The 12,892-nt window shown below is 71.1% G+C and carries 12 protein-coding genes; 4 read left to right on the forward strand and 8 right to left on the reverse strand.

What is annotated here, in order from left to right; all coding sequences use genetic code 11:
- Window positions 1-56: 56 nt before the first annotated feature.
- The 5 genes from AB0M20_RS07820 to mca all read right to left on the reverse strand — a co-directional run bounded on the left by AB0M20_RS07820 (window position 57) and on the right by mca (window position 6,692).
- On the reverse strand, window positions 57-584 hold the full coding sequence (locus tag AB0M20_RS07820) for a hypothetical protein (RefSeq protein WP_364295493.1): 528 nt from the start codon (window positions 582-584) through the stop codon (window positions 57-59).
- A 72-nt stretch (window positions 585-656) separates the two neighbouring features.
- A complete protein-coding gene (locus tag AB0M20_RS07825) occupies window positions 657-2,654 on the reverse strand; it encodes a thioredoxin domain-containing protein (protein WP_364295496.1) in 1,998 nt (665 codons plus the stop codon).
- Window positions 2,655-2,663: 9 nt separating this feature from the next.
- Window positions 2,664-5,123 carry a bifunctional diguanylate cyclase/phosphodiesterase gene (locus tag AB0M20_RS07830; RefSeq protein ID WP_364295499.1) on the reverse strand — a complete coding sequence of 820 codons (2,460 nt, stop codon included), beginning with the start codon at window positions 5,121-5,123 and terminating at the stop codon, window positions 2,664-2,666.
- Window positions 5,124-5,460: 337 nt separating this feature from the next.
- Complete coding sequence (locus AB0M20_RS07835; protein WP_364295525.1) at window positions 5,461-5,733, reverse strand: hypothetical protein; 273 nt, start codon at window positions 5,731-5,733, stop codon at window positions 5,461-5,463.
- 77 nt (window positions 5,734-5,810) lie between these two features.
- A complete protein-coding gene (gene mca / locus AB0M20_RS07840) occupies window positions 5,811-6,692 on the reverse strand; it encodes a mycothiol conjugate amidase Mca (RefSeq protein WP_364295502.1) in 882 nt (293 codons plus the stop codon).
- 93 nt (window positions 6,693-6,785) lie between these two features.
- On the opposite strand from mca, the gene AB0M20_RS07845 reads away from it, so the two are divergent.
- Both AB0M20_RS07845 and greA read left to right on the forward strand, forming a co-directional pair.
- Window positions 6,786-7,208 (forward strand): DUF4307 domain-containing protein, encoded by a 423-nt coding sequence (locus AB0M20_RS07845; protein ID WP_364295505.1) that lies wholly within the window; start codon window positions 6,786-6,788, stop codon window positions 7,206-7,208.
- A 70-nt stretch (window positions 7,209-7,278) separates the two neighbouring features.
- Window positions 7,279-7,773 (forward strand): transcription elongation factor GreA, encoded by a 495-nt coding sequence (gene greA / locus AB0M20_RS07850; RefSeq protein ID WP_364295508.1) that lies wholly within the window; start codon window positions 7,279-7,281, stop codon window positions 7,771-7,773.
- On the opposite strand, the gene ilvA is transcribed toward greA, so the two are convergent.
- The 3 genes from ilvA to AB0M20_RS07865 all read right to left on the reverse strand — a co-directional run bounded on the left by ilvA (window position 7,770) and on the right by AB0M20_RS07865 (window position 11,726).
- Window positions 7,770-9,005, reverse strand: a complete 1,236-nt coding sequence (ilvA, locus tag AB0M20_RS07855; RefSeq protein WP_364295511.1) for a threonine ammonia-lyase — start codon at window positions 9,003-9,005, stop codon at window positions 7,770-7,772. The genes greA and ilvA overlap by 4 nt on opposite strands.
- 182 nt (window positions 9,006-9,187) lie before the next feature.
- Window positions 9,188-10,555 carry an amidase family protein gene (locus AB0M20_RS07860; protein WP_364295514.1) on the reverse strand — a complete coding sequence of 456 codons (1,368 nt, stop codon included), beginning with the start codon at window positions 10,553-10,555 and terminating at the stop codon, window positions 9,188-9,190.
- A gap of 19 nt (window positions 10,556-10,574) precedes the next feature.
- A complete protein-coding gene (locus AB0M20_RS07865) occupies window positions 10,575-11,726 on the reverse strand; it encodes a cystathionine gamma-synthase (protein WP_364295517.1) in 1,152 nt (383 codons plus the stop codon).
- Between the two features lie 24 nt (window positions 11,727-11,750).
- Here AB0M20_RS07865 and AB0M20_RS07870 point away from each other — a divergent pair, with 24 nt between their 5' ends.
- Together AB0M20_RS07870 and msrA are read left to right on the forward strand one after the other, a co-directional pair.
- On the forward strand, window positions 11,751-12,188 hold the full coding sequence (locus tag AB0M20_RS07870) for an HIT family protein (protein ID WP_364295519.1): 438 nt from the start codon (window positions 11,751-11,753) through the stop codon (window positions 12,186-12,188).
- 13 nt (window positions 12,189-12,201) lie between these two features.
- Window positions 12,202-12,864 carry a peptide-methionine (S)-S-oxide reductase MsrA gene (msrA, locus tag AB0M20_RS07875; RefSeq protein WP_364295522.1) on the forward strand — a complete coding sequence of 221 codons (663 nt, stop codon included), beginning with the start codon at window positions 12,202-12,204 and terminating at the stop codon, window positions 12,862-12,864.
- Window positions 12,865-12,892: the final 28 nt, after the last annotated feature.

A 12,892-nucleotide genomic window follows, 5' to 3' on the forward strand; every position in this document is an offset into this window, starting at 1 on the left:
GTTTCGGCTCGCTGCACGAGGCCCTCCGGGCGGCGACCTAGGTCGCCCGCCCGGCCTCACCGGCAGAGGACCGGTGGGTCGGCGCGCGGCCAGCGCTCGGTTTCGGTTGCGGTGCGCAGGTAGACGCCGGCCGGGTCGGAGCCGGCCAGCCACAACTGGAGGCCGCCGAGGCGGTATCCGCTGTCGAGGGCGTCGTCGGGCGGCGTCGCGGCGGCGGCTCGGCCGTCCACGCGTTCGCCCAGCACACCCTGCGGGTCGCGGACGAACTGGCGGCTCTCCCCGTACTCGCCGCCCGTGGTGCCGACCGGCCAGTTCAGGACCAGGAAGGTGACCGCCTGCCAATCGCAGTGGCTCGCACCGGCGTAGGTGGTCAACTCCCGGCTGCCGACCCGCCGCCCGGCCTTGACCCAGGCGCCGCCGGGCGACGGCGGGTCGAAGTAGGCCGCCACCGGCGACGCGGAGGACGCCGACGCAGCCGGCGCAGCCGGCGGAGCCGGGGACGACCTCGGCGACGGCGCAGCCGGCGTGCACCCCGCCACCAGGACGATGCCCGCGACGATCGGCAGCGCGCGACTACGGCTCATGGCGGTGAGACGCCCGGTCGAACCCTCCCGTTCCAGCCGTGTTGAACGGCCAGCCGTGTTGAACCTCCGCCGTCAGGCCGTGTCCTGCGCGGACAACCGGGACAGGAGTTCCTCCGGCGTGGTGGCCGGGCGGTCGCAGACGAAGCCGCGGCAGACGTAGGCCGTCGGCTCGCCGTTGATCAACGGGCGGCCGGCCAGCAGCGGGACGCCCGGGCGGTCCGGCTCGCCGCTCACAATCACCGCGCCCGGCGGCGCGTGCCGCAAGGCCAACGTCACCAGCTCCGACGGTGCGTCGGTGGTCGCGACGGCGATCTCGTACGGGCCGGCCAGCGCCGCCTCCGCCACGGTCGACGAATAGCCGGCGAATCGCGGGTGCGTCCCGATCAACGGCGCCACCGTCTCCAGCGCCGCGCCCGCCGCCGCTCGATACCGCTCCTCGCCGCTCAACGCCGTGAACGACACCAGCGCCGCGCACACCGCGGACAAACCGGACGGCGTCGCGTTGTCGGTCGGGTCGGCCGGGCGGGTGACGAGCTTCTCGGCGTCGTCCGCGGTGTCGAAGAAGCCGCCCGAGCCGGTCGCGAAGTGGTCCAGCGCCACGTCGAGCAACGTCCGTGCCAGCGACAGCCACCGCCCGTCGCCGGTGGCCTGGTGCACCGCGCAGAACGCCTCCGCCACCGCGCCGTAGTCCTCCAGCACCCCGGCCGGCTCACCGACGACACCGTCGCGGGAGACCCGGCGCAGCCGGCCGTCGACGATGTGCCGGTCGGCCAGCACCGCGGCCAGCTCGACCGCAGGCTCCACGGACGAGCCGGTGAGCTGCGCATGCTCCACCAAGGCGGTGATCGCCAGGCCGTTCCAGGAGGCGACGACCTTGTCGTCGCGGGACGGCTGCGGCCGCGTCGTGCGGGCGGCCAGCAGACGGGTACGCACATCCCGCCAGCGCTCCACCAGCGGCGGATCGGCCGCGTCGATGTCGCGGGCCAGCACCAGCACGCTCGTGCCGTGCTCGAACGTCCCGGTCGTGGTCACGTTGAACAGGTCGGCCGCCCACGCGCCGTCGTCGGGCCCGAGCACCTCTACCAGTTGCGCCGGGGTCCAGGCATAGGTCAGCCCTTCGACCCCGTCGGTGTCCGCGTCCAGCGCCGAGGCCAGCCCACCGGTCGAGGTGGCCAAGGAGTCGAGCAGGAACGACGCCGTCTCGTCCGCGATCCGGCGCGCGAACGGATCACCGGTCAGCCGCCACAGCTGCGTGTAGACCCGCAGCAGCAGGGCGTTGTCGTAGAGCATCTTCTCGAAGTGCGGCACCGTCCACGTCTCGTCCACGGCGTACCGTGCGAACCCGCCGGCCAGCTGGTCGTAGATCCCGCCGCGGCCCATCTGCTCGGCGGTGTGCCGCACGATCTCCAGGTCGCGTTCGCTGCCGGTCCGCTGGTAGCGCCGCAACAGGAACAGCAGGTTCATGTGCGGCGGGAACTTCGGCCGGCCGCCGAATCCGCCGTACCCCTGGTCGTGGTCCTTCGCCAGCGCATCCGCGGCCTGGTCGAGCAGCGCGGCCGAGATCGGCGCGGTCGGCCCGCCGACGAGCTGGGCGCCGCCGATCGCCTGGACCACCGCCGCGCCCTGCTTGACCACGTCGTCGCGCTGGTCGCGCCACGCGGTGGTCACCGACGTGAGCAGCCGCACGAAGTTGGACCGGGGGAAGTACGTGCCGCAGAAGAACGGCTCACCCAAGGGGGTGGCGAAGACCGTCATCGGCCAGCCGCCCTGACCGGTCATGGCCTGCGTGGCGGTCATGTAGACGGCGTCGACGTCGGGCCGCTCCTCGCGGTCCACCTTGATCGCCACGAAGCCGTCGTTGATGAGCTCGGCGACGGCCGAGTCCTCGAACGACTCGTGCGCCATCACGTGACACCAGTGGCAGGCGGCATACCCGACAGAGATAAGCACGGGCACATCCCGGCGCCGCGCCTCAGCGAACGCCTCGTCGCACCAGGGCCACCAGTCCACCGGGTTGTCCGCGTGCTGGAGCAGATATGGGCTGGTCGCGCTGGACAGACGGGAGGCCATGCTCCAAATCTAGACCGCGTCGTCGGCGCGGAGCGGGACGATCTTGGGGGGCGCGGTGTCGGCGAGTTGGCGCAGGGCATACACGATCTTGTCGGCGGGCAGTGGCTGGCAGAAGTGGTAGCCCTGCGCGATCGTGCAACCCAGCGCGAGCAGCGCCGTACGCTGCTCGGTGGTCTCCACGCCCTCGGCCACCACCCGCGCGCCGAGCCGCTCGCCCATCTCGACCGCCCCGCGCACCACCGACTCCGCCGCCGGCGAGTCGATCATGTCGTCGACGAATGAGCGGTCCACCTTGAGCTCGTCCACCGCGACGCGGGTCACCACGGACAGCGACGAATAGCCGGTGCCGAAGTCGTCGATGGAGAGCTGCACGCGCATGTCCCGCAGCGCCGCCAGCACCTCGTCGACGATCTCGTGATCGCTCACCGCCACCGACTCGGTAATCTCGAGCACGAGCTGCCCGGCCGCCATCCGGTGCCGCTTGAGCAGGTCGGAGATCTGCCCGGGCAGCGTCGGGTCGAGCAGGCTGCGGGCCGAGATGTTCACCGAGACCGGCAGGTCGAAGCCGGCCCGGGTCCAGTTCGCGGCGGCCGCCAGCGAGCGGTCCAGCACATATCGGGTGAACGGGGCCAGCAACTCGCTGTGCTCGACGATCGGGATGAACTCGCCCGGTGACAGCTGACCGCGGCGCGGGTGCTTCCAGCGGGTGAGCGCCTCCACCCCGGTCGGCATGCTGCTCGCCAGGTCGACCGCCGGCTGCAGGGCGAGCACGATCTGGTCGCCGGCCGCCAGCGCGTCGCGCAGCTCGGCGAGCATCGCCAGCCGATCGGTCGAGCCGACATCGCGGGCGTTGTCGTACGTGCCCACGGTCATGCACAGCTCGCGGGCCTGCTGCAACGCCAGCCCGGCCCGGCGGGTCAGCTCGGCCACGTCGCCCAGCCCGGCCTGCGACACCACCACGCCGATCCGGCCCTCGACGGAGAGCCGCACGTCGGCGATCTCCATCGGCTGGGCGAGCTGCTCGGCCAGGTCACGGGCCCGCCGCACCACCTGGGTCAGCGGGTTGGGCACCTGGCGCAGGTGCGACGCCGAGTCGGAGATCGTGATCACGGCCGGCATCAGCAGCGCGAACTCGTCGTCGCCGATCCGGGCCACGATCTCGCCGTCGCGGGCCAGGTCGGCGAGCCGCTCGGCGATCTCGATCAGCACCTCGTCGCCGGAGCGGTGCCCGAGGGTGTCGTTGACCTCGCGGAACCGGCACAGGTCGAGCAGCATCATGCCCACGTACTGCTCGCGGTCGAGCGCGCGCAGGGCCTTGTCGCCGCCGGTGAGCAGCCCGTTGCGGTTGGTCAGGCCGGTGAGCGGGTCGCGGATGCCGTCGCGGGTCACCCGCGCCTCCAGCTCACTGAGCCGCTCGTGGGACGCCGCGTCGTGCAACGCCCCGGCCAGCGCGTCGCCGTAGGCGGACACCGCCAGCTCGTCGCGGGCCACGGGCAGGGTCGGCTCGGACAGCCAGACGGTGAGCTCGCCCACCGGGCTGCCGGCCACCGCCATGGTCCGGGTGATCACCGGGCCGGGCAGCCCGGAGGCGGCCACGTCCTGCCCGGGCGCGTCCTCGAAGAACCTGCGCATTCCACCGCCCGGCCGAAGCAACTCGATCTCGACCCGCCGCGCGCCGAAGACATCCATCGCCCCGCGCAGGCCCGCGGAGACGACGTCGGCCTCGACCACACCGGGCAGTGCCGCGGTGGCCCGGGCGAAGGCCGCCCATACCCGGCGCTCCTCCTCGGCCACCAGGTGATGCCGATAGGTCCGCTGCAGCAGCCACAGCGCCGGCGGGAAGGCCAGCAGCCACAGCGGCTCGCGCAGCAGCACCCACAGCCCGAACAGCGCGATCAGCCCGTTGCCGACCAGCATCGGCACCTTGGCGTTCACCGCGCGGACCAGGATCTGCCCGGCGGAGGCGTCGCGGTGCAGCGCGAGCGTCACGGTGGCCAGGCCGAGCGTGATCACGAGGTACGAGCACGCGCCGGCCACCAGCGCGACCAGCATGCGGCTGTCCCCGATCGGCGCGCCCCCGGCCACCGCGGACGCCACCGCGGCGGCCCCGCCGGCGCCGATGGTCAGCGACGACGCCAGGTGGATGAGGTCGGCTGCCGAGCGGTGGTCGCCGAGCCAGGAGATCAGCAGCCACGCGCCCGCGGCGCCGACGAAGGTCGCCAGGGGCAGCCAGCCCGGCGGGGCCAGCGCGAAGCCGAGGATGAAGGCGGCCTCTCCCCACGAGACGCTGACCGTGCCGCGGCCGAGCCGGAAGCGGAGCCGGGCCAGCTGTCCGGCGGCGACCATCGCGGTGGCGACACCCAGGCCGCCGAGAGCGGACAGTGGACCTCCGCTCGGCGCCGAGCCGGGCCGCAGCAGGCCCACGATCACGATCGCCACCGCGACGACGAGGACGATCGCGTTCAGCACCCAAACCTGCCGCGGGCGACCCGCCAGACCGAACCGATCGGGCTTCTGAGCCGTATGAGTAATCGAGGATGTGGTCATCGCCACCCCCTGATCAACAACGGCACTCGCGAATGCACGTGCATCTGCAGTGGAGGAAGCGGGGGGCGGAAAGTGCTTGTCATCAGCGCCCCCTTCCGCACAGGGTCCAGGGGCAATCAAGCCCCCGGCGGAAGGCTAAGCCAATCCAGAGGAAGTGACCAGTGGTCGGCGGAATGTGATCGACGATCTCCGCTAAGTCACAATGAGTGACCACTGTCGAATCAGCCCTCGTCCCACAGTGGACCGATGCCCGACCAGGTCAGGAGCGGGTCGCGCCACCCTCTGTCGACGCCGGTCGATCATCCGGTTTCCCGCCGTTGACCTGCACATCCCCGCCTGATTGTGAAGACGTCTGTCGATCTTCTGGCTGTCCGGCAACCGACTCGTCGTCTGTCGGATCGCTGATCGATTTCTCGCCTGACTTTCCATCGACGTTGTCGAAACTGTCGGGAAGCCGACGCAAGCGCTTGTTCATGTTGCGGATCAGCAGAACAGTCGCTATGGACATCAGCAGAATGATGAAGAGCCCCATCGGGCCGGCCAGGCCGCCCGATCGGGTGTCACCGAAGTTGTTGACCGCGAAGAAGTCCACACACAGAGAGTAACCCGTCAACGGGCGTACGCCGTCTCCCGGATGCCGGCGAACAGGTCCGACTCCGGAACCGGGCTGTCGACCATCGACCGGGCCAGCTCGAAGTCCTCCGTCGGCCACACCTTCTGCTGCAGCTCGAGCGGGATCTTGAACCAGAATCCGTCGGGATCGACCTGCGTGGCGTGCGCGCGCAGGGCGTCGTCGCGCACCCCGAAATACTCCCCGCACTCGACCCGCGTCGTGATCTTGTCACCGCGGTCGTCGCGCTCGGACCATTTGTCCAGCCACTCGGCATACGGCGACTCGAGGCCCGCCGCCAGCATGCCCTCGTGCAGCGCGAGCATCCGCGCCCGAGTCCAGCCCGAGTTGTAGTACAGCTTCAGCGGCTGCCACGGCTCCCCCAGCTCGGGGTGCACCTCGGGGTCGCCGGCCAGGTCGAAGGCCACCACCGAGATCTTGTGGCACATGATGTGGTCGGGGTGCGGGTAGCCGCCGTTCTCGTCGTACGTGGTCATCACGTGCGGCCGGAACTCGCGGATCAGCTTGACCAGCGGCAGCGCCGCCTCCTTGGGCTCCTGCAGGCCGAAGCAGCCGTCGGGCAGCGGCGGCAGCGGGTCACCCTCGGGCAGGCCCGAGTCGACGAAGCCGAGCCACGCCTGCCGCACACCCAGGATCGCGCGGGCCTCGTCCATCTCGGCACGCCGGATGTTGGAGATGTCGGCGACCACCTCGGGCCGGTCCATCTTGGGGTTGAGCACACTGCCGCGTTCCCCGCCGGTGCAGGTCGCCACCAGCACGTCGACGCCCTCGCGGACATAGCGGGCCATGGTCGCCGCACCCTTGCTCGACTCGTCGTCGGGATGCGCGTGCACCGCCATCAGACGCAACTGCTCAGCCACTACGAGACTCCCTGCGGACGTGCTGGAGAATGATTAACGAGTATTGCCATTCTGGCCGATCACACCGACCAGAACCGTACGAGAGGCGACCAGGTGAGCGAGACGCGCGCCACAACCCCGGCCTTCCCGCCGGGGCGGTACGGCCGCCGGCGGGAGCCGTCCGGTCGCCGCCGCGTGGTCCCGATCATCCTGGCGATCATCGTATTGGTCGCGTCGGCGCTGCTCGCGGTCCGGCTCTACAACCGCTGGGGCGACCCCGACTACAAGTCCCGCATCGTCGGCTGGACCGCGCCCACGGACGACCGGCTCACGATCGACTTCGCGGTCCGGGTGCCACGAGGTGGGACGGCGGAGTGCCTGCTGCGGGCGCGGACGTACGACGGCGCCGAGGTCGGCCGGGGCCGGGCGACGGTGTCGAATCCGGGTGCGACCGGCGAGGTCAGAGCCCGTGCCGACGTGCCGACGAGGGCCCGCGCGTCGGTCGGCGACGTGGTCCGCTGCCACGCTGCCGGATAGCGCTGCGGCGGCGCACCGCTGGTAGAGTTTGGGATTCGCTACATTCCGTTGCCTCACGAGGAGATCGACCGTGTCCAGTTCAGAGACGTCGAAGACCTGGCTCTCACAGGACGCTTACGACCGGCTCCAGGCGGAGCTCGATCAGATGATCGCGGACCGCCCGGCGATCGCTGCCGAGATCAACGCGCGACGGGAGGAGGGCGATCTCCGGGAGAACGGCGGTTATCACGCCGCCCGTGAGGAGCAGGGGAAGGCCGAGGGCCGCATCCTCTATCTCAAGGAGCTGCTGCGCACCGCCGAGGTCGGCGAGGCGCCCGACGCCGGCAAGGTCGCGCCCGGCTCGGTCGTCACGATCTTCTTCGACGACGACCAGAGCGACACCGAGACGTTCCTGCTCGGCTCCCGCGAGATCGCGTCCACCACCGACCTGACGGTGTACAGCCCCGAGTCCGCCTTGGGCGTTGCCATCCTCGGCGCGAGCGAGGGCCAGACCGTCACCTACACGGCGCCGAGCGGCGCCGACATCAAGGTCACCGTGGTCAAGTCGGCACCGTACGGCGCTTAGGGCTTCGTGTCGGACAAGAGCGACACCTGGTAACCCGCCTGCTTCAACGCGTCGATCAGCCCCGCGGAGTGCTCGGGCCCGCGCGTCTCCACCGACAGGGCCACCTCCACCTCGCCGAAGCCCAGCCGCGGGTTCTGCCTGGTGTGGAAGACGTCGACGACGTTGGCCCGGTGCGCGGCGATCGCCGAGAGCAGGCGGGCCAGCTCGCCCGGCCGGTCGCCGCAGCGCACCGAGAGCCGCAGGAAGCGCCCCGCCGACGCCAGCCCGTGCTCGATCACCCGCAGCAACAGCATCGGGTCGATGTTGCCGCCGGAGAGGATCGCCACCACCGGGCCCGGCAGGACCAGGTCGGCGCCGTGCGCGATCAGGGCGGCGACCGCGGCGCCGCCGGCCGGCTCGACCACCATCTTGTGCCGCTCGAGCAGCACCAGCAGGGCCGCGGACAGCTCGTCGTCGGTCACCGTGACGAACTCGTCGACCATCTTCTCGACGTGCGCGAAGTTCAGGTCGCCGGGTCGCTGCACCGCGATGCCGTCGGCGATGGTGGCGCAGTACGCCAGCTTGGTCGGCGTGCCGGCGGCCAGCGAGGGCGGGTAGGCCGCGGCGCCCGCGGCCTGCACGCCGATCACGCGTACCGATGGGCGCAGCGCCCTGGCGGCGACCGCGACGCCCGAGATAAGGCCGCCGCCGCCCACTGCCGTGATGATCGTGCCGACCGTCGGGCACTGATCGAGGATCTCCAGCCCGACTGTGCCCTGGCCGGCGATGACATCGGGATGGTCGAAGGGGTGGATCAGCACCGCGCCGGTCCGCTCGGCGAAGGCGAGGGCCGCCGTCAGCGCGTCGTCCACGGTGTCGCCGGCGTACTCGATCGAGGCGCCGTACCCCTTGGTCGCGGTCACCTTCGGTAGCGGAGCGCCCTCCGGCATGAAGACGGTGACCTTGCACCCGAGCATGCCACCGGCCAGCGCCACGCCCTGTGCGTGATTCCCCGCACTCGCCGCCACCACTCCGCGTGACCGCTCCTCGGGCGAGAGCCGCGCGATCCGGGTGTAGGCGCCGCGAACCTTGTAGGACCCGGCACGCTGCTGGTTCTCGCACTTCAGGAAGGTCGGCACGCCCAGCGACGCGCTCAGCGGCCGCGACTCCTCCATCGGCGTGGTGATCGCCACACCGGTCAACAGCTGCCGCGCCGCCTCGATGTCCGCCAGCGACAACAGATCAAGAACCATGCGTCGATCGTTCCAGAAAACCAATTTCCGGGTACGCGCACAGAGGAGTCCCGTGTCACACGGCGGCCTGGTTGCAGCGCAAGGCCGCACCCAGCCGCCGGCCGATCCGGCGGCAAGGACAGTGGTAGCCCAGGAGGCCATCCGCTCCGCGGACAGGCCTCTGGGCTACCACTTCTCGCTTGTCAGACGATGGCCAGGCGCTGCCAGGGGTTCTGCTGTTCGAACTGGCCGGCCAGGGAGAGCAGTTGCACCTCCGAGTCGGGCGGGCCGACCAGCTGCACGGCGACCGGGAGGCCATCGGGGCGCACGCCCACCGGCACGACGATGGCCGGCAGGCCCGCGAAGTTCCACGGCGCCGCGTAGGGCGCGTAGCGCGTGCTCGTCACAATGCTCTGCCGCCAGCCCCCGGCGGCCCAGCCGTCCGCGAGCGGGGGCGGCCCGGCCAGCGCCGGGGTCAGCAGCACGTCCACCTTGCGGTCGGCGAAGAACGCGATCGACCGCTCCCGCCAGGCGTCCCGGTGCTGCTGGCGTACCCATCCCTTCTCGTGCACGTACTTGCCCAGCCGCGCGTGCCGGCGCGTGCGAGGTTGCAGGTCGGCGAGGTCCAACCCGAGCCGGTCCGCCTCCTGCCACGCGGACGCCATCCAGGTCGCGATGGCCTGCGGGCCCAGCATCGGGGTGTAGCGGGGCTCCGCGGTGAGCGTGCTGTGCCCCGCGTCGACCAGCAGCCTCGCCGCCGTCGCCACCGCCTGCCGGTTCGGCTCGTCCAGGCGCAACCCGGCGGTCGGCGGGCGCAGCGAGACGCCCACCCGGAGCCGCCGCGGCTCGACCAGCTTCACGGGCCGGCGGCCGGCCAGCACGCTGAAGCCCAGCGCGGCGTCACCGACCGTCGTGGTCAGCACGCCGTTCTCGGCCATCCCGAACCAGCCGTCGACCCCGAGCTCGCACGGCACCACGCCCTTGCCCGGCTTGAGGCCGACCAGGCCGCAGCACGCCGCCGGGATCCGGATGGAGCCCATCCCGTCGTTGGCCTGCGCCATGGGCACCAGCCCGGACGCCACCGCCGCCGCGGACCCGCCGGACGAACCGCCCGGCGTGTGGTCCAGCGACCACGGGTTGCGAGTGGCCACCTCCTCGTCGTCGGTGACGCCCCACAGGCCCAGCTCGGGCATCCGGGTCACCCCGACCACCACGGCGCCGGCCCCGCGCAGCCGCCGGACCACCTCGTGGTCCTTCTCGGCCACCTCGGTGCGGGCCGTCGCCGACCCGTTCCAGGTGGGCAGGCCGGCGACCGCCGTGTTCTCCTTCACCGCGACCGGCACCCCGGCCAGCGGCAGGTTCGACAGGTCGTCCTGGTCGTCGACCTTCTCCGCCTCGGTCATCGCCTCGCCGCCGCGGACCACGCGGAACGCGCGCAGCTCCGGATCGCTGATCGCGATCTGCTCGAGATGATCGGCGACCACCTGCGTGGCCGACGTGTCGCCGCGGCGGACCGCGCGCGCGATCTGTTTCGCGGTGGCGCCCACCAATGTGGTCGGTACGTATTCCATCGCGTCCAAGCCTTCGTTCTTATCGCAGCGCCTGCTCCAGGTCGGCGAGCAGATCGTCAAGCGTCTCGATGCCGACAGACAGTCGCACGAGATCGTCGGGGACTTCAAGCGCCGAGCCCGCAGCACTCGCGTGTGTCATCTCCCCCGGGTGCTCGATCAGGGACTCCACCCCGCCCAGCGACTCGCCGAGGATGAACAGCTTCGTCCGGTTGCAGACGTCGATCGCCGCTTCGCGCCCGCCCGCGGCCCGGAACGACACCATGCCGCCGAACCGGCTCATCTGCTTGGCCGCCGTCTCGTGACCGGGGTGCGAGTCGAGGCCCGGGTAGAAGACCTGGGAGACACCGCGGTGCGACAGCAGGTACTGCGCGATCCGCTCGGCGTTGTCGCAGTGCCGGTCCATGCGTACGCCGAGGGTCTTGATGCCGCGGAGGGTGAGCCAGGCGTCGAACGGGCCGGGCACCGAGCCCATCGCGTTCTGGTGGAAGGCGAGCTGCTCGGCCAGCCCGTCGTCGGCCGCGATCAGGGCGCCGCCGATGACGTCGGAGTGCCCGCCCAGATACTTGGTCGTGGAGTGCACGACGACGTCGGCGCCGAGGGTGATCGGCTGCTGCAGGTAGGGCGAGGCGAACGTGTTGTCGACCACCAGCGCGGCGTCGTACTCGTGCGCCAGGCCGGCCAGCGCGGCGATGTCGGCGATGTTGAGCAGCGGGTTGGTCGGCGTCTCGGCCCAGATCAGCCGGGTGTGGCCGGGGCGGAAGGCGGCCCGCACGGCGTCCAGGTCGTCGAGCGGCACGGCGGTCCAGTCCAGCCCCCACACCTCGAGCACCTTCGAGAAGAGGCGATAGGTGCCGCCGTACGCGTCACCCGGGATGACCACGTGGTCGCCCGGCCGGCAGAGCGCCCGCAGCAGCGTGTCCTCCGCGGCGAGGCCGCTGGCGAAGGCGAGACCGCGCCGGCCGCCCTCGAGCGCGGCCAGGCACTCCTGGAACGCGTCGCGGGTCGGGTTGCCGGAGCGGCTGTACTCGTAGCCCAGGCGCGGCGAGCCCACCGCGTCCTGCGCGAACGTGCTGGTCTGGTAGATCGGCGGAACGACCGCCCCGGTCCGCGGGTCGGGCTCCTGCCCGGCGTGGATGGCGAGGGTGTCGAATCCGTATGCGTCGGCGCTCATGGCTGGCAAGGCTAGTCTTCCGCTGTGGCCGACTGCCTGTTCTGTGCGATCGTGGCGGGGACGGTGCCCGCCTTCAAGGTCGTGGACCGTCCCGAGGGCATCGGGTTCCTCGACATCCGGCCGGTGTTCAAGGGGCACGTGCTGGTGGTGCCGCGGCCGCACGTACCCGAATTGTCCGCCCTGCCCGCCGACCTGCTCCCCGGCTTCTTCTCGCTGGTCCAGGAGGTTGCGACCGCGGTCCCGCCCGCCCTCGGCGCGAAGGGGACGTTCGTCGCGATGAACAACATCGTCTCCCAGTCGGTCCCGCATCTGCACGCTCACGTGGTCCCCCGGACAAAGGGTGACGGACTTCGCGGTTTCTTCTGGCCACGGACGAAGTACGCCTCGGACGAGGAGGCCGCCTCCCTTGCCGAACTCATCGGTAAGGAACTCGGGTCCCTCGGTGTTGAAAGAGCTGACTGAAGGGAGTGTGACCGTGTTCCTACGGCACAAGAAGCTCGATCTGCCGGCCGTCGGCGAGGCCCTGCCGGGCCGCCCGCTGCCGATGATGGTGGCGGACAAGCACACCGAGCTGGGCACCCCGCTGCAGGGCCCGTGGCCGTCCGGCTTCGGAGTCGCCGTCTTCGGGATGGGCTGTTTCTGGGGCGCGGAGCGGATCTTCTGGCGGCTGCCGGGCGTGTACTCGACGTCGGTGGGCTACGCCGGCGGAATTACGCCGAACCCGACCTACGAGGAGACGTGCTCCGGCGGCACCGGCCACGCCGAGGTGGTCCAGGTCGTCTACGACCCGTCGAAGATCAGCTACGAGACGCTGCTGAAGGCGTTCTGGGAGAACCACGACCCGACGCAGGGCATGCGCCAGGGCAATGACACGGGTACGCAGTACCGGTCGGCGATCTACACGACGTCGGAGGAGCAGGCGCGCATCGCGAGGGCGTCGCTGGAGGCCTTCCAGCCGGTGGTGACGAAGGCGGGCCACGGCAAGATCACGACCGAGATCAAGCCGCTGGACGAGTACTACTACGCCGAGGACTACCACCAGCAGTACCTGTCGGACGCGAAGAACCCGTACGGCTACTGCAACCACGGCCCGAACGGCATGACCTGCCCGATCGGCGTCGCCTCCACCGAGGCGTAAACACGCACTGAAGGAATCCGGACCGGCC

Origin of the sequence: Actinoplanes sp. NPDC051633, assembly GCF_040681735.1 — a bacterium.
GTDB lineage: Bacteria > Actinomycetota > Actinomycetes > Mycobacteriales > Micromonosporaceae > Actinoplanes.